Here is a 24,824-nt window from a genome sequence, read left to right on the forward strand (position 1 = left end):
GTAAGTCGATTGTAGTCATTTTCAGATAAAACCACCACTTGTTGCGCCGCAGCAATCGACGTGTGTTTCGGGGACGTTTTGCGCTGGATCAAACTTCCGTGAAGTAGTGCTCACTCCGCATTTTTCCTAGCGGCACTCTTTCCGCAGTGGTACAAAAAATAACTTTCCAAGGCTGTTGTTCGTCGCTAGAATGTTCTCATATTGCATCGCAACAGACGTTCCACCGTCGTCCAGGAGAAACCATGTCTTCGCTTACCGAACAGTTTTCCGCCGTCACCAAGTCGCAGTTGGAAGCACAGTTTAAGATTTTTAATACCTTCGCCAGCACCGCCGTCGACAGCGCCGAAAAAGTCATCGCGCTTAATCTCAGCACCACCAAGGCCTCGGTCGAGAAATCGTCGGCAGCCGCCAAAAAGCTGCTGGAAGCCAAGGGTCCGCAGGAGCTGTTCGGCCTGAACGCGGGGCAGCCGACCGGCTTCGACAATCTGCTGGCCTATGGCCGCCAGTTGGTCAGCATCGCCACCGCCGCCCAGACCGAACTGCTGCAAAGCGCGCAGAGCGGCATGAAACAGGCACAGGAACAGGCGCAGCAGCTGGCCAGCACGTCGCCGCTGGCGGCAGTGGCCAAGCCGGTCCTGGCCGCCGCCCCGGCGCCCGTCGCCACGCCGGCGCCACTCGCATCGGTCGCCCCGGTCGTCGCGCCGCTGGTCGAAACCGCACCGGCTCCCGAGCCTGCCGCGCCGCCGGCGACCCTGTCCGCCGCCGTTTCGGCCGCCGTGGCCGTGGCAACGCCGGACAGCGCGCCGGTGATCGCGGAAGCCTCGACCGCCTCGGCCAACGAACCGCTCGCTTCGCCGCCACAGAAAGCGGCCAAGAACCCGGTCAAGCCGAAGCCGGCCGCCGCCCCGATCGAGCCGCCCGCGCCGGTCGAAGTCAAGGCCGAGGTCAAGCCCGACCCGGTGAAATCCGCCTTCCCCGCGCCGGCACAAAAGCCGATCGCGCTGGCGCCGGAGACCAAGCCGTCCAAGCTGAAGGAAGTGGCGCCGAAAGGCAAACCGGCGCCGGGCAAGCCGCTCGACATCATCAGCGGCGGCAAGGGCAAGAAATAACAGGCCGCTCCGCGCACCAGGCGCACGCACACGCACACGCATCAAACCAGCGGGCTCCGGCCCGCTTTTCTTTGCCTTGCTGTATCCTAACGGACTACGCGCCGGCAACGTTCCGCCGGCCCCACGCTATTCCGAGGCAACATGTCTACACTCTCAGCGCTGATTGGCGGCTTTGTACGCCAGCACAGCCGCGCCTATGCCGTCTCCGGCCTGATGCTGGCCGGCGTGGCCACGCTCACCGTTTGGGTGCCGCGCAAGGTCGGCTCCATGATCGACGGCCTGGCCGCCCACACCCTGTCCGGCAACGCCCTGCTGATGGAAATCGGCGGCCTGCTGCTGATCGGCCTGGCCATCTATTTCCTGCGCGTGGCGTGGCGCCAGATCCTGTACGGGGCCGCCTACAAGCTGGGCGTGTCGCTGCGCACCCGCCTGTACGCCCGCATGTCGCTGCAGGGCGCCGGCTTCTACCAGCGCCAGCGCACCGGCGACCTGATGGCGCTGGCCACCAACGATATCGACGCCATCGAGATGGCCGCCGGCGAGGCCATGCTGGCCGGCTTCGACGGCGCGCTGACCCTGGTGCTGGTGCTGGGCGTGATGCTGCTCGGCGTCGACTGGCGCCTGGCCTGCGTGGCGCTGCTGCCGTTTCCGCTGATGGGCTGGGCGTTCTGGTATATCTCCGGCCACATCCACACCGCCTCCACCGATTCGCTCAAGCGCTTCAGCGACTTGAACGACCATGTGCAGGAAACCCTGTCCGGCGTGCGCACCCTGCGCGCGCTCGGCCTGGAACAGCGCAGCGCCCAGCAGTTTGGCGAGCTGGCGCGGCATGCGTCCGACGCCAGCCTGCGCGCGCAGGTGTGGGAAGCGGCGTACGAACCGGCCGTTGGCCTGACCCTGACCGCCGCCAGCGCGCTGACCATCGGCGTGGGCGGCTATCTGGTGTGGCAAAACCAGCTGACCATCGGCTCGCTGACCGCGTTCACCATGTACCTGGGCCAGCTGATCTGGCCGATGTTCGCCGCCGGCTGGGTGCTGTCGCTGATCGAGCGCGGACGCGCCGCCTGGGCGCGCCTGCAACCGATGCTCGACGCGCCGCTGGCCATCGACGACCACGGCAGCCTGACCAAGGTCGAACCCGGCCCGCTGGCGCTGACTGACGTCGGCTACGCCTATCCGGAACAATCGGCGCCCGCCCTCGGCGGCATCACGCTCGAACTCAAGCCTGGCCAGACCCTGGGCCTGGTCGGCCCAACCGGCAGCGGCAAATCGACCCTGCTGCGCGTGCTGATGCGCCAGCTCACGCCGCAATCGGGCAGCGTGCGCTGGAGCGGCCACCCGCTCGACCAGTACCGGCTGCACGCGCTGCGCGCGGCCATCAGCTGGGTGCCGCAGGAGTCGTTCCTGTTCTCGTCGTCGATCGCCGACAACATCGCGCTGGCCCGCCCCGGCGCCACCCGCGCGCAAGTCGAGCACGCGGCCAACCTGGCCGCCATCCACGACGACATCCTCAAGTTCCCGAACGGGTATGAAACCGAGGTCGGCGAAAAAGGCATCACCTTGTCCGGCGGCCAGCGCCAGCGCGTGGCCATCGCCCGCGCGCTGCTGGCCGATAACGACCTGCTGCTGCTCGACGACGCGCTGTCGGCGGTCGATACCGGCACCGAAACGCGCATCCTCGAGCACCTGGAGGAACTGCGCCAGGCGCGCCCGGGCCGCAGCGCCGTCATCGCCAGCCACCGCCTGAGCGCCGTCGTCAACGCCGACCTGATCGTCGTGCTGCGCGACGGCCGCATCAGCGAAACCGGCAGCCACGAACAACTGCTGGAGCAGGATGGCTGGTATGCCAGCCAGTGGCGCTATCAACAATTGGAAGCCAGTCTCGATGCCCTCTAATACCGAAGAAAAAACCGGCAGCCAGACGCGCCAGGCGTTCGCGCTGCTGCACCGTGCCGCCCGCCCCGACCAGCACCACCTGGGCTGGGCCGTGATGTGGCTGATGCTGGCCGCGCTGCTGGAGGTGCTCGGCCCGATCATGGGCAAGGCGCTGATCGACGAACACCTGCTGCCGCGCCACCTGGACTGGCCGCGCATGGCGGCGCTGCTGGCCGGCCTGCTGCTGACCGGCTGGATCGCCAGCGGCCTGCGCTACCTGCAACTGGTGCGCCTTTCCGGCCTGGCGATGCGCTCGGTGATGCGGCTGCGGCAAATGGTCTACGGCCACGTGCTGCTGCTGCCGATGTCGTTCTTCGACCGCGCCATCACCGGCCAGCTGGTCTCGCGCGTGACCAACGACACCGAGGCGGTCAAGAACCTGTACATCCAGGTGCTGTTCGTCATGCTCGACAGCACCATCGTCCTGGTCGGCACCATCGCCGCGATGGCGTGGCTGGACTGGCGCCTGATGTCGATGGTGCTGGCGCTGCTGCCGGCGGTGCTGGTGATCGTCTGGCTGTACCAGCGCTGGAGCGCGCCGGCCGTCACCCGCGCCCGCGCGCTGCGCAGCGACATCAACGGCCAGATGGCCGAGTCGATCGGCGGCATGAGCGTGCTGCAGGCGAACAACGCCGAGGCCCGCTTCGGCGCCCGCTTCGCCGCCACCAACCACGACCACTACACGGCGCGCCTGGCCGAGCTGCGCGCCAACGCCTGGCTGCTGCGCCCCGCGCTGGACCTGTTCAACATCATCCTGCTGGCGGCCGTGATTTTCATGTTCGGCAACCGGGAGATGACGGCCTCCGAGGTCGGCGTGCTGTACGCCTTCATCAGCTACCTCGCGCGCGTGATCGAGCCGCTGATCCAGATCACCATGCAGTTCAGCCAACTGCAGCAGGCGGTGGTGGCCAGCGCCCGCGTGGCGACCCTGCTGGACGAGGCGGCGGCCAACGAGCACGCCGCCGCGTCGCCGAGCAACGGCAACAACGCCCGAGCCGACAGCCGCAAGGTCGGCAACAACGACGGCGCCCGGCCTGCGGTGGCGATCAGCCATCTGAACTTCGCCTACAACGAAGGCCAGACGGTGCTGCACGACCTGTCGCTGGAGATTCCGCAGGGGGCGTTCTTCGGCATCGTCGGCCACACCGGCAGCGGCAAGTCGACGCTGCTGTCGCTGCTGCTGCGCTTTTACCCGGCGCGCCACGGCAGCATCGCCATTCACGGCGTGCCGCTCGACGAAATCGACAACGAGCGCTTCCGCGCCGAGGTCGGGCTGGTGCCGCAGGATCCGTTCCTGCTGGCCGCCTCCGCCCGCGAGAACATCGACATGGGTCGCGGCCTGACGCAGGCGCAGATCGAAACGGCCGCGCGCGCGGCGCACGCGCACGACTTCATCACGGCGCTCGACCAGGGCTACGACACCTCGCTGGGCGAAGGCGGCTCGCGCCTGTCGGTCGGCCAGAAGCAGCTGATCGCCATCGCCCGCGCGCTGGCGGGACAGCCGCGCATCCTGCTGCTCGACGAGGCCACCTCGCACATCGACTCGCAAACGGAGCAGATCGTGCAGGTGGCGATGGACGAATTGCGCGGCAAGGTGACGGTGATCGCCATCGCGCACCGGCTGTCGACGATCCGCGACGCCGACCGCATCATCGTGCTCAATCACGGCCGCATCGCCGAGACCGGGCCGCACGAGCAGCTGATGCAGATCGACGGCGGGCTGTATCAGCGGCTGTACCTGTTGCAGCAATTGGCCGCGTAATTACCACGGGGTTGCCACGGGGTTGCCACTAAGTTGATACGAAGTTGCCAACCCGGCCAGCTTGTTTTGTCAACATGTGCGCTTTTCGATGAAAAATACGCGTACCACGTCTTTCGAAGTTGCAACACGAATATAATTACCCGGACGACTCCGCAGTGGCGGAGCGCTTTCAGGGGGCTTGGCGTTGGCGGTGAAGAGAAACAGCTGGTGGTTGATCCAGGCGCGTAGCAGCGCACTGGCGGCGGCTCTCACGCTCTGCCCCTTGGCGGCCTTCGCCCAGATGGACGAGGCCGCGCTCAACAGCCGCCTGTTCGACATCCGCGAGCAAAGCCGCTTCGTGCCCGACAAGGCGCTGGCCGAGCTGCTGACCTTGCAGCCCGAGGCGGCCGACAAATCCCCGTACACCCGCGCCGAACTGCTGGTCCAGATCAGCGCCTCGCGCATGCGCATGGGCGACAACGCCGAGGCGATGGCCGGCGCCGAGGAGGTCATCGCCTACGGCAAGAGCCTCAAAGACAACGGCATCATCGCCAAGGGCATGCTGAACAAGGTCTACGTACTGTCCGCCAAGGCCGACATCGACGCCGCCCACGCCCTCGCCTTCGACGCCGAAAAACTGGCCGCGACCACCGACAACGCCGCGCTGCGCACGCAGGCGACCATCACCGCCGGCCAGAGCTACGCCGAGCAGGGCAACTTTCCGCAGGCGCTGATCAAGTTGCAGCAGGCGGTCGACCTGTCGCGCACCGTCAAGGACGATCCGGCGATGCCGGCGGCCGCGCTCAACGCGCTGACCACGCTCTACACGCAGATGAAGGAATTCGACAAGGCCTCCGCCAGCTTGGTGGAGCTGCTGGCCGAGACCGAAAAACTCAACTCGCCGGGCCGCATGGCGATGGCCAAGACCACCGAATATGGCCTGGCGATCGACTCCGGACAACCCAAACGCGCCCTGGCGGCGCTGCTGCGCACACTGCAACTGGTGCGCAAGCTGGGCGCCGAACGGATGGTCGGCTCCACGCTGGTCAACCTGTCGGACAGCTATCTCAAGGAGCGGGACTACCCGCGCGCCGCGCAATACGCGCTCGAAGCCTTGAGCGTGACGCAGCGCAGCAACGACGAATCGAGCACCGCCGTGGCGCGCATCAACCTGGCCCAAGCCTATCTGGCGATGGGCCGCATCGCCGAAGGCAAGGAACAGTACGAGGCGGGCATGGCGCGCTATGAGCGGGAAAACAACAAACCCTATCTGCAACAGGTGCTGCGCGAGTATGGCGAGGTGCTGGAGCGCTCGGGCGACCTGGCCGGCGCGTTGTCGGCCTACCACCGCGAGCGCGAGCTGTCGAACGAACTGTTCGAGAAGCAGCGCCAGAAAGCGGTGCTCGAGCTGCAGGAAAAATACGAGACCGAGAAGAAGCAGCGCCAGATCGAACTGCTCAGCCGGGAGAACCAGCTCAAGGGCGTGGAGATCGACAACCGCCGCCTGCAACAGCGCATCTGGTGGCTGCTGGCGCTGGTGTTCGGGCTGGCCTCGGTGATGATCGGCATGTTGTACCGCAAGGTGCGCAACGCCAACGCGCAGCTGGAGGAGAAAAACCTCGAGCTCAAGGCGCAATCGACGCTCGATCCGTTGACGTCGCTGTACAACCGGCGCCACTTCCAGGAGTACATGCGCGGACTCAAGCCGCACGAAAAGCTGCCGCCCGAAATCGAAAAGCGCGCCGAACACCGCAACGACATTGTCGGCGCGCTGTTCCTGCTCGACGTCGACCATTTCAAGAACATCAACGACACCTACGGCCACGCCGCCGGCGACGCCGTGCTCAAGATGATCGCCGAGAATTTGCGCATCGCGTTGCGCGAGACCGACATGATCGTGCGCTGGGGCGGCGAGGAATTCCTGGCCTTCCTGCCGGCCAGTCCGCGCCACGGCCTGGACGACATCGCGCGGCGTATTTTAACGGGCATCTCGTCGCAGACGATCCGCTATCAGGGGCACGATATTTCGGTGAAGGTGTCGGTGGGCTTCTCGCCGTTCCCGCTGACGCCGGGCGGCATGCCGCTGCCGTGGGAGCGCGCCGTCAACCTGGTCGACATGGCGCTGTACCTGGCCAAGTCGCACGGACGCAACCGCGCGTACGGGGTACGCGGCTTCGCCAACCTCGAACGGACATCGATGGAGGCGATCGAACAAGACCTGGAACGCGCATGGCGCGACGGATTCGTCGATTTGAGCGTGGTGTTGGGCGAGACGGCGGCGCAGGCGTTGACGCCGGCCGCCGCCTGACCTCACCGTTGGTTATTTGCCGGCCGTTACTTCGCCGGCGTACTGCCCGCTTCGCGCTCGCGCGCCTTTTCCTGCATCTTCTCGCCCGCCTGTTCCAGCTTGCGGCCGGCCGCATCGGTGGCCTCGTTGAACTTTTGCCCGGCGGTCGTGGCGGCGCTGTCGATCTTCTGCCCCGCCGTCTCGCCGGCGCGGTCCAGTTTTTCCCCGGCGGTCTCGGCGGCCCGGTCGATCTTCTGGCCGGTGTCCCTGGCCGCTTCGCTCATCTGCTGGCCGGCGTTCTCGCGCACCTGGCTCAGCTCGCTGCCAGCCTTGGCGGTGGCCTGGTCGACCTTGCGGCCGGCGCGCTCGGCCGGACCGGCCTCGCTCGGATCGTCCTTTTGGCAACCGCTCAGTAACGCCGCTACCGCCAGCAGCAAGGCGCCGGCGCCGCGAATGGTCGTGCTTGTATTAACAGCCATGATAGTCTCCCTCAAGAATTACATATTGTCATTAACATACAACATCCGGCGCCGATGCAGCGCACGGGACACGATGACAGGGAGACTGCGGGATCAGTCGATTTTCTTGGGAGGGGGCGGCGGCGTGAAGACGATGTTTTCAGACGTCGGCGCGGTGTCGCCGGCTTCCGATGTTTCCAGCCAGTTCAACAACTTTTCCATGCGCCGGATCAGGATACCCTTGCTGCTGATGTAGCCGACCTGCTCGAAGTTTTCCGGCTTGCTGACCATTTTGGACACCGTCGGCAGGTTGTCGGCCAGGCGCTCGAAGGCCTTGCGCGCCTTCTGCTCCCACTTGACCAGATTGGGCTCGTTGAAGCGGTTGCTCTCGTAATAGATGGTTAACGTCCGGTCATGATTGCCGAAACCGACAATGGCCGAACCCTTGCGCACCGTCTCCAGCACGTCTTCCTTGATGCTGGCCGTCGGCACGAACAACGCGGCGCGTCCGTTCGCGTCCGGGCGCTCCAGCGGCAAATCCTGTCCCATTATTACCGTCATATGCATCCTGTTGTTATGCCAAGGAGTTGCTGCTAGGCTATATTCCTGATTCTATATCGCTCCCTTGGTCATTACAAGGAGAATGCGCTGCGGCGTGGCGGCGACGCGAATGCCCATATGAAAGCGTTATAATCCCACCTTTAATGCGGCATTCCCCACGGCAGACCCTGTTTCCTTAATGACTACTCCCCGCTTCGGCGACATTCCCGACCACGCGGTCGACACGGCCGAGCGCAATGTGCGCGACACCCTGGCGCTGGCCATCGAACACGCCGCGCCGCGCGGCGCGCTGATCGTCTACGACACCCGCACCGACCTCAACCGGGCGCTGACCGAGGCCTACCGGCGCGTGGTGCCGGACGCGCGCTTCGTCGACTTCGACACCGTCTCGCCGGACGACGTGCTGGCCGCCTTCGCCGGCATGGCGGCGGGCGACCTGGTGGTACTGATCCAGTCGACCAGCTTCCGGCTCGAGGCCTTCCGCATCCGCATCGAGCTGTTCAAGCGGGGACTGAAGGTGATCGAGCATGTGCACCTGTCGCGCATGCCGGGTGAGCAGGGGCTGCACTACATCGATTCGCTGGCCTACGACCCGGCCTACTATCGCGGCGTCGGCCACGCGCTCAAGGCCCGCATCGACGCCGCGCAACACGGCGTGGTCGACAGCGGCGACGGCGAGCGGCTGGTCTTCGGCTCGCCGTTCGAATCGGCCAAGCTCAATATCGGCGACTACAGCGGCATGAACAACGTCGGCGGCCAGTTCCCGCTGGGCGAGGTGTTCACCGAGGCGCGCGACCTGGAGGCGGTCAACGGGCGGGTACGCATCTTCGTCTTCGGCGACACCGCCTTCCTGGTCAACAAGCCGGCCACGCCGGTGACGTTGATCGTTGAAAAAGGCCGGGTAGTGGGCGCCGAAAACGCCACGCCGGAATTCGACAACATGCTCGCCATCATCCGCGCGCACGAGGGCGAGGTGTGGCTGCGCGAGCTGGGGTTCGGCATGAACCGGGCGTTTTCGCGCGATTGCATGGTCGACGACATCGGCACCTTCGAGCGCATGTGCGGCATTCACCTGTCGCTGGGCGCCAAGCATGGCGTGTACGCCAAGCCGCAGTTCAAGCGCAAGGAGGCGCGCTATCACGTCGACGTGTTCGCGGTGACCGAGGCGGTGTATCTGGACGACGAGCAGGTCTACCGCGAAGGCGCGTGGCAGGTTAAGGTGGCTTAAAAACCATCTAAAACACGTAGGGCGGATTAGGCGGAACGCCGTAATCCGCCATCTGTGAGCCGCCGAGACGCACGCATTGGCGGATTACGCTACGCTAATCCGCCTACGTGGATCCGTGGTCCTTCAACTTGTTGTCCCAAGGCGGCACCGGCTGATACTCGGCCACCAGATAATCGATCAACGCCCGCACCTTCGGCGACAGCTGGCGGCTGGCCGGATACAGCGCGCTCAGATAATTGAGCGGCAGCTCCCAGTCCGCCAGCACCGGCACCAGCGCGCCCTCCCTCAGCGCGCGCCAGGCCAGGAAGGTCGTGTTGTAGACGATGCCCAGCCCCTGCTGCGCGGCCTGCTGCAGCACCAATCCATTATTCGCGGTGAACGCCGCCTGCACGCGCACCGTGCGCCGCTCCTCCCCTTTGCTGAAGTGCCACGCCGTGCCATCGGTCAGATGGCTGAAATGCAGGCAGCGGTGGTCGTGCAAATCCTCCGGCGTGCGCGGCACGCCATGCCGCGCCAGGTACTCCGGTGAGGCGCACAACACGCCCCGGCACGGCGCCAGGGGCCGCATCGCCAGCGCATGCACGTCCGGAATGCCGCCCACCCGTATCGTCAGGTCGAAGCCATGCTCGATCGGATCGAGCAGCGCGTCGTCCAGGTACAGCATCGGCGACAGCTGCGGGTGCAGCAGGTTGAAACGCGCCACCGCGCCGGCCAGCCATTCGCTGCCAAAGCTGGACGGCGCCTGTATCCGCAGCGGCCCGGCGAGCTCCGCGCCCGCGTGGGCGACCACCCGCGCCGCCTCGCGCGCCTGCTCCACCGTCGCCATGCACGGCGCAAGGTAGGCCTGGCCGGCGTCGGTCAGGCTCACCTCACGCGTCGAACGGTGCAGCAGGCGCGCCTGCAACCGATCCTCCAGTTGCAGGATATGCTTGCTGACCATGGCCCGCGTCAGCCCCAGACGGCGGCCCGCCTCGCTGAAGCTGCGCAGCCGTGCCACCTCGACGAATATCTCCATTGCGCGTAACTGATCCATGCCCGATTGTCTCCACTTTGACGACAATGTGTCAACCTTTTGCGGATTGTCCGGCCGCGCGCCGCGCCGTACAATGTTCGATCCTCACTATCACTCCGGAGCCGGGCATGCTGACAGACGCGCAAAAACAACAATACCAACGCGATGGCTACATCGTGCTGCCGGACTTTAAAAGCGCCGCCGAGATCGCGGGGCTGCGCGCGCGCGCCGCGCAGATTGTCAACGAATTCGACCCGAAAGGCGCCGGCATCTTCAGCACCGTCGAACAGGAAAAGACCACCGACGACTACTTCCTGCGCTCCGACAACACGATACGCTGCTTCTTCGAAGAGGAAGCCTTCGGCCCGGACGGCGAGCTGAAACAGGACAAGTCGCTGTCGATCAACAAGATCGGCCACGCGATGCACGATCTCGATCCGGTGTTCCGCAGCTTCTCGGCCGACGCCCGCCTAGTCGCCGTCGCCCGCGACTTGGGCCTGAACGACGCCCAGGTGTGGCAGTCGATGTACATCTTCAAGCAGCCCGGCATCGGCGGCGAGGTGCGCTGGCACCAGGACGCCACCTACTTCGACACCGATCCGGTGAGCGTGACCACGTTCTGGTTCGCGCTGGAAGACGCGACCCTGGAGAACGGCTGCATGTGGGCCGAACCGGGCGGCCATCGCGGCCCGATGCGCGAACGCTTCCTGCGCACCGGCGACCACGTACGCATGGAAAAACTGAGCGACATGCCATGGCCGGACGACAGCACCGCCGTGCCGCTCGAATGCAAGGCCGGCAGCCTGGTATGCTTCCATGGCCTGCTGCCGCACTACAGCGCGCCGAACCGCTCGGCGTTCTCGCGCCACGCCTACACGCTGCACGTCACCGACGCCGCCACCGAATACTCGCCGCTGAACTGGATTCAGCGCGACGCCAGCTTCCCGGTGCGGGGTTTCCTTTGATCGTACAAATCTTCGCCGCCCACTGGGGCAACAACGAGCTGGCGCCGCAGGTGTTCGTCGACCGCGTCAAGGCGGCCGGCTTCGACGGCATCGAAATGTCGCTGCCGCTGGACGCCGCCGCGCGCGAAGACTGGACCGGCCGCATCGCCGCCGCCGGGCTGGGACTGATCGCCTCGCAGTGGGAGACGGCGCTGGTGCCGGACTTCGACGCCCACCGCGACGCGCTGGACGAGTTGTTGAACAACGCCTGCGCCGCCAAGCCGCTGCACGTGAACTCGCAGACCGGCAAGGACTACTTCACGCCGGAGCAGAACGGCGCGCTGTTGGAACTGGCGCAGGCCATCTCGCGCCGCCACGGCGTGCCGATTTACCACGAGATCCACCGCAGCCGTTTCAGCGCGCATCCGATGCTGTTGCTGCCGTATCTGGAGCGGATGCCGGAACTGCGGTTGACGGCCGATCTGTCGCACTGGTGCTGCGCCTGCGAATCGCTGCTCGACGACCAGCCGCAAACCCTGGCCGCGACCTTGCCGCATGTGCGCCACATCCACGCGCGCGTCGGCCATCCGCAAGGGCCGCAGGTGGCGGACTTCCGCGCGCCGGAATCGCAGGCGGCGCTGGCGGCGCATCTGTCGTGGTGGGACGAGGTGGTGCGCCTGCGCCGCGCGGCCGGCGCCGGGCGCATGACGTTGACGCCGGAATTCGGCCCGGTGCCGTACACGCAAACGCTGCCCTACACGCAAAAGGAAGTGTCGAACGCGTGGGAGCTGAACGTGGCGATGCTGGCGCTGCTGCGCGAACGGTATTGCGATTGAGGGACCGCCCAGTTGTCACTGTGGCGGGTCCAATGGCAGCTCCAGGGTCACGCAGGTACCCTTCGCGGGTTCCGCCTCCACCCTGATCGTCCCCCGCAACACCCCGGTGACAATGTTATAAACGATATTCATCCCCAGTCCCGATCCGCCTTGCCCCAGTTTGGTGGTGAAGAACGGATCGAAGATCTTGTGCAGCGTGCCGGACGTCATGCCGACGCCGTCGTCGCGGAATTCCAGCGTCGCCGAGCCCTCGGCGCTGCGCCGCGCCCGGATATGGATGGCGCCACAATCCCGCCCGTCGAAACCGTGCAGCAGCGCGTTGCCGATCAAGTTGCTCAGCACCTGGCCCAAACTGCCCGGATAGGAATCGAACTCCAGATCCTGCGGCACGTCGACAACGACCTCGCATGCGTGTCGCCGCAGCTGCGTGGCGTAGGTCGCCAGCGTGTCGCGCACCACCTCCTCCAGACGAAAGGTGCGCCGCTGGCCGCTGGCCTGGTCCACCGCCACCTGCTTGAACGACGTGATCAGATCGGCGGCACGCGTCAACGAGTGGTTCATGATGTCGCAGGCCTTGCGCGCCTCGGCCAGGTGCGCCTCCAGCGCCGAGCGTTTCAGGCCGCCGTCGGCCGCCAGGCGCCGTTCGAAATCGCGCACCATGTCGCTCAACGCGCTGGCCGTCAGCAGGCTGTTGCCGATCGGCGTATTCAGTTCGTGGGCGACGCCGGCCACCAGCGCGCCCAGCGCCGCCATCTTCTCGGCCGTCACCAGGTTGGTTTGCGCCTGCTTGAGCGTCTGCACCACCGACGCCAGGTCGCTGCGCGCCTGCTCGACGTTGCTCTTTTGCCGCTCCAGCTCCGCCAGGCTGTGTTCCAGCCCGTGCTTGGTGTCGGTCAGGCGCCGCGCCGACACCAGCAGCGCCGCGATCAAGGCGCTGATGATGAATCCCGCCACGCCGATCAGCAGCACCGGCATCGACGAACTGCCGTAGCGCGAGCCCTCGTGGCCGTGGAAGCGCATCAGCCAGCGGCGATGGCCGACCGGCAGCACCTTCACCGACGTTAAATCCAGCGGCAGCAATTTGGCCGGCTCGATGGCATCGACCTTGCCGTCGCTGTCGTACAACAGTTTGTCGCCCGAGGCGGGCGGCATAGCCTTGCCGCCGTAGCCGCTGTCCTCGATCCGCACGTGCAGATGTTCGAGCAAGGGCGCGTCGATCACTTCGCGCATCAGGGTGTTGACGCGGAAGACGATGGCGACGAATCCCACCAGCGCCGCGTCGCGCTGCTCGGCCGTCTGGATCGGCATGCCGTTGCGGAAGACCGCCGCGCGGGCCACGAAAGCCGGCTCGCCGCTGTTGTCCTGCACCAGCGTGATGCGCTCGGTGGCGACGATGTCGCCGCTGTCGCGCGCCATCTCCAGCGACTTCAAATGCAGCGGCAGCGTCGCCAGATCGAGGCCGAAGGCATTCTCGTTGCCCCTGAGCGGCTCGGTGTATTCGATGATGTAGTGGACCGGGCGCCGGCTGGCCGGATGGACGTGGAACGCCGGATAGCCGCGCGGATCGACGCTGGTGTCGCCCCGCACCGACTCGGTGAACGCGGCCAACTGCGGTTCCGGCACCACCCGCACGAACTGGATCGCCTGGAAGCCGGGGTAGCGCCGGTCCAGTTTGAGCTCGCGGATGAAGCGGTTGAAACCGGCGCGATCGATGCGGTTGTCCAGCGCGTACATGCCTTTGATACTGAGCAGCATGTCGAAGTAGGTCTGCAGCCGCACCTCGGTGTCGCGCGTGACCTTGTCGGCGTCGCGCTGGAAGTTGGCCCGCACCTGCGCGCGCTGCTCGGTCGCCACCACGTAGCAAATGCCGATTGTCACGCATATGCCGATGGCGAAAGCCAGTAAGCCGCGCGAGCGCATGTCGGTCCCGGGTCAGGTCTCGACGAACGGCAGCGAGTCGCCGCCCTCGTCGCCCGGGCTGTCGCTATAGCGCTCGGCGATGGCCATGAATTCCTCCTCGGCCGTCAGCATCGCGTCCACCACGTCGGGATCGAAATGCTCGCCGCTGGCCTGGCGTATCATCTCCATCGCCGTCTCGTGGGTGAAGGCGGGCTTGTAGACCCGCTTGGAAATAAGCGCGTCGTAGACGTCGGCCACCGCCATCAGCCGCGCCGACATCGGTATCGCCTCGCCGGCCAGGCCTTCCGGATAGCCGGAGCCGTCGTACTTCTCCTGGTGCGAATAGGTGATCTCGCGCGCGTAGCGCAGGAAGGTGTTGGTGTAGCCGAGGTGGTTTTCGACGTTGACGATGGCGTCGCGCCCGTACACCGTGTGCATTTTCATGACGGAGAATTCGGCCTCGGTCAGGCGGTCCGGCTTGAGCAGGATGGCGTCTGGGATCGACACCTTGCCGATGTCGTGCAGCGGCGCGGCCTTGTACAGCGATTTGATGTTGGCGTCGCTGAGTTCCTCGGAAAAGCGCTTGTGCCCCTGCAGCTGGCGCGCCAGCGCGACCACGTAGTGCTGCACGCGGCGCAGGTGGTTGGGGGTCTCGTATTCGCGCGTCTCGGCCAGCGACGCCAGCGCCCAGATCATCGCGTCGAGCATCTGGCTCAGCTCCAGCGTGACCTCCTCGACCACGTGTTCGAGCAGGTTGCGCTGCTGCTTGAGCAGCTCGCGCGAGTGGCGCAGCTGCAGGTGGGTGTCGACGCGCGCGCGCAACACGTCGCCGACCACCGGCTTGACGACGACGTCGGCGCCGCCCTCCATCAGGGCTCGCTCCTGGTCATCCTCGGACGCCGTCTGCAGGAAGATCACCGGAATGTCGGCGGTGTCGGGATTCGATTTGAGCTGCTGGCAGACGGTGTAGCCGTCGATGTCAGGCAGCGCCGTGTCCAGCACAACCAGATGCGGGCGCGGCACCTGCTGCATCACCGACAGCGCCGCCCGGCCGCTGTTGGCCAGCCGGATTTCGTACTGTTTCTGCAACAGGCTATGCATCTCGATCAGACTGTCCGAAGCCTCGTCAACGATCAATACGATGGCTTTTTTGACGTTCATGTACCGCTACTCCCCCGGTTTGGTCCTATACAACCGCTGTCGCTTGCTGGTCCGCGCAGCATCCGACTCAATCATAACTGAGTGGGGCCGAATAACTAGCCTAATCTCCAGCCTAATCTGCCCCTAACATTTTTTTACACGCAATCGCTTGCAATTGTATAGCGCACTACCCATAATGAAAGCATGAACACGAAAAAACACCCCGACGACACCACGGCAGCCGCCGTACCGCAGCTGGACGGGCAGCTGTGCTTTGCGCTCTATTCGACATCGCTGGCGATGAGTAAAATCTATCGCAAGCTGTTGCGCGGACTGGGCCTGACCTACTCGCAGTACCTCGTCATGATGGTGCTGTGGGAGAAAAACGAGTTGACCGTCTCGGAAGTGGGCGAACGCCTGTTCCTCGATTCGGCCACCTTGACGCCGCTGCTCAAGCGCATGGAGCAGGCCGAATTGCTGACCCGCACCCGCGCCGCCAGCGACGAGCGCCAGGTCATCATCACGCTCACGCCGCAGGGCGATGCGCTGCGCCACGAGGCGGCCAAGCTGCCGCCGTCGATCCTGCAAGCGACCAAATGCACCCTGGACGAGGTGGTCGGCATGAAGCAGCAGCTCGACGCGCTGCGCGCCAGCCTGATGGCCTCGGCCGGCTAAGCGCATGACCACCTCCGCCCCGATTTTTACGCCGCCCGGCGACACCGTGGCGACACTGCGCGGCGCCGGCTACGCCTTGCTGGCGCCCGGCGACGTGGCCGCGCTGGCCGGCGTGACGATCGCCGAGCTCAATGCGCTCATCCCCGCCTGGGATGCGCTGGAGCTGGATAACTATCTGAAGGACGGCGGGCGCTATCGGCGCCGCCGCCATTCGTGCTTCGTGCAGGACGGCGACCAACTGACGCAGACGGCGCACCGCGCCCACTGGCAGCCGCTCGAGTACAACGCCCTGCACGGCGGCATGAACCGCCTGTTCGAGCCGATGCTGCCGGAAACCGTGGCGCAGCCGGCCTGGAAAGCGCTGGTGGCGGCGATCGGCCAGGTATGCGCCGCCGCGCGCGGCGACGCCCACGTGGGCAAGCCGTGGTACGTGGAGGCACACCAGTTCCGCATCGACACCACCGACGGCATCGGCCGCCCGACCCCGGAAGGCGCGCACCGCGACGGCGTCGATTTCGTCGCCGTGATCCTGATCGCGCGCGCCGGCATCAAGGGCGGGGAGACTCGCATCTTTGAAGCCGATGGACCGAACGGTAAACGCTTCACGATGACCGCGCCGTGGACCATGCTGCTGCTCGACGACGCCACCGTGATCCACGAATCGACGCCGATCCAGCCGCTGTCCGGGCATGGCCACCGTGATACGCTGGTGCTGACCTGGCGCGCCGGTGGCTTCCAGGGACAGGAAAATCCCCTGCTTAACAGCTAAATCCGATATAGTCACATCAGCTAAATACAGCAATCAGGAGGGTCGTCTGTGGACGCCAGCTACGAGATACAGCCCGACGAAATCGAAATTCTGATCGTCGAAGACAGCCCTACCCAGGCCGAAAGACTGCGCCGCCTGATCCAGTCGATGCGCTACAAGGCGCGCGTGGCCGGCAACGGCCGGCTGGCGCTGGAGGCGATCCGCGAACGCAAACCGCACCTGGTGCTGTCCGACATCGTGATGCCCGAAATGGACGGCTACACGCTGTGCCGCGCCATCAAGACCGATCCGGACCTGCGCGACATCCCGGTGATCCTGGTGACGTCGCTGATGGATCCGAAGGACATCATCCGCGGCATCGAATGCGGCTCCGATAACTTCATCCGCAAACCGTACGCGGAAGACTATCTGCTCAACCGCATCGGCCACATGCTGATGAACCAGAAGCTGCGCAAGAACCAGAACATGGAAGTCGGCATCGCCCTCTACCTGGGCGATCAAAAGCACTTCATCAACGCCGAACGCCAGCAAATCCTCGACCTGCTGATCTCCACCTACGAGCAGGCGGTGCAGGTCAACAGCGAACTGCAGGCGCGCGAGCGCCAGGTGATCGAACTGAATATGCGGCTGGCCCACCACGCCGGCGAACTGGAAACCATCAACCGCGAGATCGCGCTGAAAAACCTCGAGCTGGCCGAGGCCAGCCGCATGAAGTCGGCCTTCATCGCCAACATGTCGCACGAGCTGCGCACGCCGCTCAACGCCATCATCGGCTTCACCGGCGCGCTGCTGATGAAGCTCCCCGGCCCGCTGACGGTGGAGCAGGACAAGCAGCTCAACACCATCCGCACCAGCGCGCGCCATCTGCTCTCGCTGATCAACGACATCCTCGACGTGGCCAAGATCGAAGCCGGCAAGGTGACACTGGAGCTGGAGACGGTGCAGTGCCAGGAGCTGGTCACCGACGTCGTCGACACCCTGCGTCCGCTGGCGCTGCAAAAAGGACTGGCGCTGGAGATCGACCTGGCGCCGGGGGCCTTGGTGCTGGAGACCGACCGCCGCGCGCTGACGCAGATCCTGCTCAACCTTGGCAATAACGCCATCAAGTTCACCGAAACGGGCACCGTCCGCGTGACGTTGGCGCTGCGCCCGGGCGAAGGCCAGAACCTCATCGAGTTCTCGGTGGCCGACAGCGGCGCCGGCATCCGCGAGGAAGACCAGAGCAAATTGTTCCAGGCGTTCTCGCAGCTCGATTCGACCTCGACCCGCCACGCGGAAGGCGCCGGACTGGGGCTGTACCTGTGCCAGAACCTCGCCAACCTGATCGGCGGCTCGCTGTTCTTCAAGAGCGATTTCGGCCACGGCAGCACGTTTACCCTGGCGTTGCCGCGTCGCGGATAGCGCGGAACTGCTGAGTTATGCGGTGTGGCAACAAAAACACAGTATTTCTACCGTATTGCACCGCAACATAAATCGGGATATATTGGAACTGTCTCCTCCAACCGTTCGCTGAACATTGGAATTCAGCCCGCCACCTCACGGTCGCGGGCTTTTTTTTGCCCTTTTTTTGGTGTTTGCCGAAGAGTTGTCGATGCGCTAGCTCTGCTGCACTGCGATACCTCATCACTAAACTAAACAAACGATTTAGTTATATCATTTGTTTGAGTTATGTGATGTAATCGCGCCATGAACACTAAAGTCCCTTCCCCCACAGCCCCCATCACGGCCGCCGCCGCCAGCCAGCCAGCGGACGACGTCCGCAAGCCACGCTCCGATGGCGAGCAGTCGCGCGAGCGCCTGCTGGTCTCGGCGATGCGGCTGTTCGGCCAGCAGGGATTTTCCAAAACCTCGACGCGCGAGATCGCCCAGGCGGCCGGCACCAACGTCGCCGCCATCAGCTACTACTTCGGCGACAAGGCGGGGCTGTACCAGGCCTGCTTCAGCTTTATGTGCGCCGAGGCGGGAGGGAATCTGGCCGCGTTCGACCAGCCGCATTTCACCTTGCGCCAAGCGCTGGAAGGCTACTACGGCCAGATGATCGCCCCGCTGCTGAACAAGAAGCAGGAGGCGGACGTGATGTTGCGACTGTTCTTCCGCGAGATGCTCGAGCCCACCGGGCTATGGGCGATGGAAGTGGAAAACAACATCAAACCCGAGCACCTGGCGCTGGTCGGGGTGCTGTGCCGCCATCTGGGCCTGGCCGAGGCCACCGACGACGTCCACCGGCTGGCTTATTCGATTCCTGCCCTCTGCGTACAATTATTGATCTCCCAAGACGTCATCAATGCGATCACCCCGCACATGTTGTCCACGCCGGAGGCGATAACCGAGTGGGGCGAACGGCTGGTCGACTATGCCGAAGCGCTGTTCAACGCCGAAAAACTTAGATTCCAAAGGAAAGCATGAAGATTATCGTACGCGCGACGGCGGCATTGGCCGTCGCCACGGCGCTTAGCGCCTGCGCCCTGACGCCACCAGCGCCGCACGTCGACGCCCAGGCGCCACAGCAGTGGCAAGCGCCGCTGCCGTCGCAGTTGCCCCCGCAGTTACCTCACAACGGCAACCAGGCCGACCTGGCCACCTGGTGGCGCCACCAGGGCGACACGCTGCTGGTGCAGCTGATCGAATCGGCGCAGGCGGTCAGCCCGACGGTGGCATCGGCCGCCTCGCGCATTGCGCAGTCGCGCGCCGACCGCGTGGCCGCCGGCGCCGCGCTGGTGCCGACGCTCGACGGCACGGGCAGCATCAGCCGCGCCAACCAGCAATCGGCACTGCCGATGGGGACCACCTCGCAGGCGGCCTTGCAGACAGCCTGGGAGATCGACGTTTTCGGCGCCAACCGCGCCACCCGCGACGCCGCGCAGGCGCGCCTCGACAGCGCGCACGCCGGCTGGCATGACGCCCGCGTCTCCGTCGCCGCCGAAGTGGCCAACCAATACTACGCGCTGCGCGCCTGCGAACAATTGCTGGCGGTCGCCAAACAGGATGCCGCCTCGCGCGCCGACACCGCGCGCCTGACGGAGCTGAGCGCGACCGCGGGCTTCGAATCGCCCGCCAATCTGGCGCTGGCGCGCGCCAGCGCGGCCGAAGGCAACAACCGTTATCTGACCCAGCGTGCCACCTGCGACGTCAACGTCAAGGTGCTGGTGGCGCTCACGGCGCTGCCGGAGGCGGAATTGCGCCGGAAGTTGATCGACGGCGTGGCGGCGTCCGAAGCGGTGGCGCCGGCCATGGCAATCGCCGCGCTGCCGGCCAACACCTTGAACCAGCGCCCGGACGTGTTCACCGCCGAACGCGAAGTGACCGCCGCCAGCGCCGAAGTGGGCAACGCCCAGGCGCAGCGCTATCCGCGCCTGACGTTATCCGGTTCGGTCGGCATCGCCAACTTCCGCTCCGGCGGCGAGAACACCAAGACCGACACCTGGACCATCGGCCCGTTGTCGGTGTCGGTGCCGATCTTCGACGCCGGCCGGCGCCGCGCCAACGTCGACGCGGCCGGCGCGCGCTACGACTCCGCCGTCGCCAGCTACCGCTCCACCGTGCGCCAGGCCGTCAGCGAACTGGAACAGGCGCTGGTCAACCTGGACGGCACGGCCGCCCGCGCCACCGATGCCCAGACGGCGTTGGAGGGCTACCGCGTCAATTTCACCGCCGTCGAAGACCGCTACAAGAACGGCATGGCGAGCCTGTTCGAACTGGAGGACGCGCGCCGCACCCGCCTGGCCGCCGAGCAAACCGTCATCAACTTGCAGCGCGAACGCAGCGCCGCCTGGGTGTCGCTGTACCGCGCCGCCGGCGGCGGCTGGAGCGCGCCGGCCGGCGGCGCCCCGGCGGTCGCCACCGCAGGTGCCAACACCAATGCCAGCGGCACCAACGTCCAATAAAAACAACCTATTCGTCCAATCATGAAAACTCTGAAAACCAATCTGAAACCGCTCGCCATCGCCGTGTTGGCAGTCTTCGTCGTTGCCGGCATCGGCATGGCCGTGTACTCGCCGGCCACGCAGGCCGCCGATGAAAAGAAAGCCAACGCGCCCAAAGCCGCGCTGACCGTGACCACCACCAGGCCATCGACCGCCAGCGCGCCGATCAAGCTGGCCGCCAACGGCAACGTCGCCGCCTGGCAGGAAGCCAGCGTCAGCAGCGAATCGAACGGCTTGCGACTGACCGAGGTGCGCGTCAACGTCGGCGACGTCGTCAAGGCCGGCGACGTGCTGGCCGTGTTCTCGGCCGAGACCATCAACGCCGATATCGCCCAGTCGAAAGCCGCGCTGCAGGAAGCCGAGGCCAACGCCGCCGACGCCGTGGCGAATGCCGCCCGCGCGCGCACCCTGCAAAACTCCGGCGCCCTGAGCGCCCAGCAAATCAGCCAGTACAACACCACCGAGCAAACCGCCAACGCCCGCATCGCCTCGGCCAAGGCGGCGCTGGCGAACCAGCAGCTGCGCCTCAAATACACCAGGGTGGTGGCGCCGGACAGCGGCATCATCTCCGCCCGGACCGCCAACGCCACCGTCGGCTCGGTGTCGGCGCCGGGCACGGAATTGTTCCGCATGATCCGCCAGGGCCGCCTGGAATGGCGCGCCGAAGTGGTGGCCGCCGACCTGCGCAGCCTCAAGCCGGGCACCCCGGCCATCGTGAAGGCTGCCAACGGCAGCGAAGTGACGGGCAAGGTGCGCATGATCGCGCCGACCGTCGACCTGCAAACCCGCTCGGCGCTGGTGTATGTGGACCTGCCGCTCAACGCCGGCGCCGGCGAGGCGCCGTTCAAGGCCGGCATGTTCGCCAGCGGCCAGTTCGAGCTGGGTAAATCCGACGCGCTGACCGTGCCGCAGCAATCGATCGTGGTGCGCGACGGCTTCAGCTTCGTGTTCCGCCTGAACACGGACAGCAAGGTCAGTCAGATCAAGGTGCAACCGGGCCGCCGCCTGGGCGAGCGCATCGAGGTCAAGGGGGGCCTGACGGCCGACATGCAAGTGGTGCTGCGCGGCGCCGGCTTCCTCAACGACGGCGACCTGGTACACGTCGTCGCCGAGGGCGCGCCCGCGCGCGCCGCCGGCCCGTCGGCAGTCTCGCCTGCGGCAAAATAAGGACACGCGATGAATTTTTCCTCCTTATCGATCAAGAACCCGATCCCGGCGATCATGCTGTTCGTCCTGCTCACGTTGGCGGGGCTGATGGCCTACAAGGCCAATCCGGTGCAGGACTTCCCCGACATCGAACTGCCGATCGTCACCGTCACCGCCACCCTGGACGGCAGCGCCCCGGCGCAACTGGAAACCGAAGTGGCGCGCAAGATCGAAGACGCCGTCGCCACCTTGCAGGGCGTGAAGAACATCCACACGACGGTGCTGGACGGCGTCTCGACCACCACCATCGAATTCGTGCTGGAGAAGCAGATCTCCGACGCCGTCAACGACGTGCGCGACGCCGTGGCCCGCATCAAGGCCGACATGCCGGCCGAGCTGCGCGACCCCACCGTGACCAAGGCCTCCACCGCCGGCCGCGTGGTGCTGACGTTTACAGCCGCCGCGGCGCAAGTGCCCGGCGAAAAAATGGACCAGCAGGAGCTAAGCTGGTTCGTCGACAACGTCGTCGCCAAACGCCTGCTGGCGGTGCCCGGCATCGGCTCTGTCAAGCGCGTGGGCGGCGTGTACCGCGAAATCCGCGTGGAGCTGGACGAGGGACGCATGGCGGCGCTGCGCGTGTCGGCGCTGGACGTGTCGCGCCAGCTGCGGCTGGTGCAGAAGGAAGCGCCGGGCGGACGCGGTGACGTCAGCGGCGCCGAGCAATCGGTGCGCACCATCGGCACCGTCAAGAGCGCGGCCGAACTGGCGGCCATCGACCTGCCGTTGCCGGACGGGCGCCGCGTGCGACTCGACCAGGTGGCCACCATCACCGACACCGTCTCCGAGCCGCGCGCCATCGCGCTGCAGGACGGCAAACAGGTGATCGGCTTCGAGATCTTCCGCAACAAGGGCGCCAGCGAACTGGCCGTGGCCAAGGGCGCGCGCGCGGCGGTCAAGGAGCTGGAGGCGAACAACCCGAAAGTGGTGCTGAAACAGGTCATCGACAACGCCCTGCCGGTGGAGGAAAACTTCGACGGCTCGATGGAGCTGCTGTACGAAGGCGCGCTGCTGGCGGTGCTGGTGGTGTGGTGGTTCCTGCGCGACTGGCGCGCCACCCTGGTGGCCGCCGCCGCGCTGCCGCTGTCGGTGATGCCGGCCTTCCTGGGCATCTACCTGTTCGGCTACACGCTCAACACCGTCACCCTGCTGTCGCTGGCGCTGGTGGTCGGCGTGCTGGTCGACGACGCCATCGTCGAAATCGAAAACATCGCGCGCCACCTGCGCATGGGTAAAACTCCGATGGAGGCGGCGATGGAAGCGGCCGACGAAATCGGCATGGCGGTCATCGCCACCACCTTCGCGCTGGTGGCGGTGTTCCTGCCGACCGCCTTCATGAGCGGCGTCGCCGGCCTGTTCTTCAAGCAGTTCGGCTGGACCTCGGTGATCGCGGTGCTGGCGTCGCTGGTGGTGGCGCGTTTGCTCACGCCGATGATGGCGGCCTACCTGCTCAAGCCGATCGCGCATGCGGAGGAAAAAGACAGCTGGATGATGCTGCGCTACCTGCGCGTGATGCGCTGGTGCCTGAAGCATCGCGGCATCACGGCGCTGGCCGCCGCCGCGTTCTTCGTCGGCTCGATCTCGCTCGTGGGCCTGCTGCCGACCGGCTTCGTGCCGGCCGCCGACCGCGCGCAAACCCAGATCAACCTGGAACTGCCGCCCGGTTCCACCCTGGCGGAGACCAGCGTCATCGCCGAACGCGCACGCCAGGCCGCGATGGAAGTACACGGCGTCAAATCGGTGTTCAGCTCCATCGGCGGCGGCTCGAGCGGCGACGCCTTCGCGCCCGGCGCAGCGGCCGAGGCGCGCAGCGCCGTGCTGACCATCACCACGGTCCACCGCACCGACCGCAAGGAATCGATGGCCGACATCGACGACCAGATTCGCAGCCGTCTCGACGCCATTCCGGGCGCCCGCTTCAAGGTCGGACCGCCGGACAACGGCGTCAAGCTGCAGCTGGTGCTGCGCAGCGACGATCCGGTCGTGCTGCAAGCGACGGCGCAAAAGGTCGAACGCGAAATGCGCACGCTGCAAGGCGTGGGCAACGTGCGGTCCAGCGCCTCGCTGGTGCGTCCGGAGATCATCGTCACGCCGGACTTCGCCAAGGCCGCCGACTTGGGCGTGACCGCCAACGCCATCGGCCAGACCGTGCGTGTGGCCACGGCCGGCGACTACGACACCGACCTGACCAAGATGAATCTGCCGGAGCGCCAGGTGCCGATCCGCGTCAAACTGCCGGATTCCGTGCGCGCCGACCTCGATGCCATCGGCCGCCTGACGGTGCCGGGCAAAAACGGTCCGGTGCTGCTGGCGACCGTCGCCACCATCACGATGGAAAGTGGTCCTGCGCAAATCAATCGCCTCAACCGCAGCCGCAACGTCACGTTCGAAGTGGAGCTGGGCCGGCGCGCGCTCGGCGAAGTCGATGCGGAAGCGCGCGCGCTGCCGTCGCTGAAAAACCTGCCGCCGTCGGTCAAGATCGCGGAACTGGGCGACACCCAGGAGATGGCCGCGCTGTTCGCCAGCTTCGGCCTGGCGATGCTGATCGGCGTGTTGTGCATCTACTGCGTGCTGGTCCTGCTGTTCAAGGACTTCATGCAGCCGGTAACGATTCTGGCGGCGCTGCCGCTGTCGATCGGCGGCGCCTTCGTCGCGCTGCTGATCACCCGCAGCGCGCTGTCGATGCCGTCGATGATCGGCTTGATCATGCTGATGGGGATCGTTACGAAAAACTCAATCTTGTTGGTCGATTATGCTATTCTGGCGCGCCAGGAAGGCATGAACCGCTTCGACGCTTTGGTCGATGCATGCCACAAGCGTAGCCGCCCGATTCTGATGACCACCATCGCCATGGGCGCCGGCATGATGCCGCTGGCGCTGGGCTGGGGCGCCGACCCGAGCTTCCGTTCGCCGATGGCGATCACCGTGATTGGTGGCCTGATCACGTCGACGCTGTTGAGCCTGCTGGTAGTGCCGGCGGTGTTCACCTACATCGACGACTTCGAACATCTGCTCGGGCGTCTGGTGCGCAAACTGCGCCGCCACCCGGCGCCGGTTGACGAAAAGGACCAGCCGCTGCGCAAAGTCGCGGGCGGACATTAATC

Annotated in this window: 19 protein-coding genes; 14 read left to right on the forward strand and 5 right to left on the reverse strand. The window is 65.9% G+C overall.

Going from position 1 to position 24,824, the window contains the following annotated elements:
- Nucleotides 1-242 precede the first annotated feature (242 nt).
- The 4 genes from AC0IYS_RS25260 (at nucleotide 243) to AC0IYS_RS25275 (ending at nucleotide 7,093) form a co-directional block, all read left to right on the forward strand.
- Nucleotides 243-1,109: a phasin family protein gene (locus AC0IYS_RS25260; protein ID WP_471707745.1), complete on the forward strand. Its 867-nt coding sequence runs from the start codon at nucleotides 243-245 to the stop codon at nucleotides 1,107-1,109.
- A gap of 141 nt (nucleotides 1,110-1,250) precedes the next feature.
- Nucleotides 1,251-3,005 carry an ABC transporter transmembrane domain-containing protein gene (locus tag AC0IYS_RS25265; protein ID WP_471707746.1) on the forward strand — a complete coding sequence of 585 codons (1,755 nt, stop codon included), beginning with the start codon at nucleotides 1,251-1,253 and terminating at the stop codon, nucleotides 3,003-3,005.
- Nucleotides 2,995-4,806 (forward strand): ABC transporter ATP-binding protein, encoded by a 1,812-nt coding sequence (locus tag AC0IYS_RS25270; RefSeq protein ID WP_471707747.1) that lies wholly within the window; start codon nucleotides 2,995-2,997, stop codon nucleotides 4,804-4,806. The genes AC0IYS_RS25265 and AC0IYS_RS25270 overlap by 11 nt, the downstream gene beginning before the upstream one ends.
- 190 nt (nucleotides 4,807-4,996) lie before the next feature.
- Nucleotides 4,997-7,093, forward strand: a complete 2,097-nt coding sequence (locus AC0IYS_RS25275) for a tetratricopeptide repeat-containing diguanylate cyclase (protein ID WP_471707748.1) — start codon at nucleotides 4,997-4,999, stop codon at nucleotides 7,091-7,093.
- Between the two features lie 26 nt (nucleotides 7,094-7,119).
- Here AC0IYS_RS25275 and AC0IYS_RS25280 read toward each other — a convergent pair whose 3' ends face one another.
- Together AC0IYS_RS25280 and AC0IYS_RS25285 are read right to left on the reverse strand one after the other, a co-directional pair.
- On the reverse strand, nucleotides 7,120-7,551 hold the full coding sequence (locus tag AC0IYS_RS25280) for an apolipophorin (protein ID WP_471707749.1): 432 nt from the start codon (nucleotides 7,549-7,551) through the stop codon (nucleotides 7,120-7,122).
- Nucleotides 7,552-7,644: 93 nt separating this feature from the next.
- Nucleotides 7,645-8,091 carry a hypothetical protein gene (locus tag AC0IYS_RS25285; RefSeq protein ID WP_471707750.1) on the reverse strand — a complete coding sequence of 149 codons (447 nt, stop codon included), beginning with the start codon at nucleotides 8,089-8,091 and terminating at the stop codon, nucleotides 7,645-7,647.
- A 178-nt stretch (nucleotides 8,092-8,269) separates the two neighbouring features.
- Between AC0IYS_RS25285 and AC0IYS_RS25290 the strand changes: the two genes are divergently transcribed.
- A complete protein-coding gene (locus AC0IYS_RS25290) occupies nucleotides 8,270-9,319 on the forward strand; it encodes a M29 family metallopeptidase (protein WP_471707751.1) in 1,050 nt (349 codons plus the stop codon).
- A gap of 103 nt (nucleotides 9,320-9,422) precedes the next feature.
- Here AC0IYS_RS25290 and AC0IYS_RS25295 read toward each other — a convergent pair whose 3' ends face one another.
- Nucleotides 9,423-10,352, reverse strand: coding sequence for a LysR family transcriptional regulator (locus tag AC0IYS_RS25295; protein WP_471707752.1), 930 nt, complete (start codon nucleotides 10,350-10,352; stop codon nucleotides 9,423-9,425).
- 107 nt (nucleotides 10,353-10,459) lie between these two features.
- Here AC0IYS_RS25295 and AC0IYS_RS25300 point away from each other — a divergent pair, with 107 nt between their 5' ends.
- The gene (locus tag AC0IYS_RS25300; protein ID WP_471707753.1) at nucleotides 10,460-11,296 is read left to right on the forward strand and encodes a phytanoyl-CoA dioxygenase family protein; all 837 of its coding nucleotides are present in this window, start codon (nucleotides 10,460-10,462) and stop codon (nucleotides 11,294-11,296) included.
- Nucleotides 11,293-12,111: a sugar phosphate isomerase/epimerase family protein gene (locus AC0IYS_RS25305; RefSeq protein ID WP_471707754.1), complete on the forward strand. Its 819-nt coding sequence runs from the start codon at nucleotides 11,293-11,295 to the stop codon at nucleotides 12,109-12,111. Before AC0IYS_RS25300 ends, AC0IYS_RS25305 begins: the two co-directional genes overlap by 4 nt.
- Before the next feature lie 15 nt (nucleotides 12,112-12,126).
- Here the strand turns inward: AC0IYS_RS25305 and AC0IYS_RS25310 are convergent, their stop codons facing one another.
- Entirely contained in the window at nucleotides 12,127-13,989 is a 1,863-nt protein-coding gene (locus tag AC0IYS_RS25310) for a CHASE domain-containing protein (RefSeq protein ID WP_471707755.1), read from the reverse strand.
- A gap of 54 nt (nucleotides 13,990-14,043) precedes the next feature.
- Nucleotides 14,044-15,171 (reverse strand): HD-GYP domain-containing protein, encoded by a 1,128-nt coding sequence (locus AC0IYS_RS25315; RefSeq protein ID WP_471707756.1) that lies wholly within the window; start codon nucleotides 15,169-15,171, stop codon nucleotides 14,044-14,046.
- A 183-nt stretch (nucleotides 15,172-15,354) separates the two neighbouring features.
- On the opposite strand from AC0IYS_RS25315, the gene AC0IYS_RS25320 reads away from it, so the two are divergent.
- From AC0IYS_RS25320 to AC0IYS_RS25350, 7 genes are all read left to right on the forward strand, one after another.
- Nucleotides 15,355-15,825, forward strand: a complete 471-nt coding sequence (locus tag AC0IYS_RS25320) for a MarR family winged helix-turn-helix transcriptional regulator (RefSeq protein WP_471707757.1) — start codon at nucleotides 15,355-15,357, stop codon at nucleotides 15,823-15,825.
- A gap of 4 nt (nucleotides 15,826-15,829) precedes the next feature.
- Entirely contained in the window at nucleotides 15,830-16,594 is a 765-nt protein-coding gene (locus tag AC0IYS_RS25325) for a 2OG-Fe dioxygenase family protein (protein ID WP_471707758.1), read from the forward strand.
- 48 nt (nucleotides 16,595-16,642) lie between these two features.
- On the forward strand, nucleotides 16,643-17,995 hold the full coding sequence (locus tag AC0IYS_RS25330; protein ID WP_471707759.1) for a hybrid sensor histidine kinase/response regulator: 1,353 nt from the start codon (nucleotides 16,643-16,645) through the stop codon (nucleotides 17,993-17,995).
- A 285-nt stretch (nucleotides 17,996-18,280) separates the two neighbouring features.
- Nucleotides 18,281-19,000: a CerR family C-terminal domain-containing protein gene (locus tag AC0IYS_RS25335; protein ID WP_471707760.1), complete on the forward strand. Its 720-nt coding sequence runs from the start codon at nucleotides 18,281-18,283 to the stop codon at nucleotides 18,998-19,000.
- Nucleotides 18,997-20,478 carry an efflux transporter outer membrane subunit gene (locus AC0IYS_RS25340; RefSeq protein ID WP_471707761.1) on the forward strand — a complete coding sequence of 494 codons (1,482 nt, stop codon included), beginning with the start codon at nucleotides 18,997-18,999 and terminating at the stop codon, nucleotides 20,476-20,478. The genes AC0IYS_RS25335 and AC0IYS_RS25340 overlap by 4 nt, the downstream gene beginning before the upstream one ends.
- Nucleotides 20,479-20,499: 21 nt before the next feature.
- Entirely contained in the window at nucleotides 20,500-21,684 is a 1,185-nt protein-coding gene (locus tag AC0IYS_RS25345; protein ID WP_471707762.1) for an efflux RND transporter periplasmic adaptor subunit, read from the forward strand.
- A gap of 9 nt (nucleotides 21,685-21,693) precedes the next feature.
- The gene (locus AC0IYS_RS25350) at nucleotides 21,694-24,822 is read left to right on the forward strand and encodes an efflux RND transporter permease subunit (RefSeq protein WP_471707763.1); all 3,129 of its coding nucleotides are present in this window, start codon (nucleotides 21,694-21,696) and stop codon (nucleotides 24,820-24,822) included.
- The last annotated feature ends 2 nt before the right edge of the window (nucleotides 24,823-24,824 follow it).

The organism is Duganella sp. AC237 (assembly GCF_979254035.1).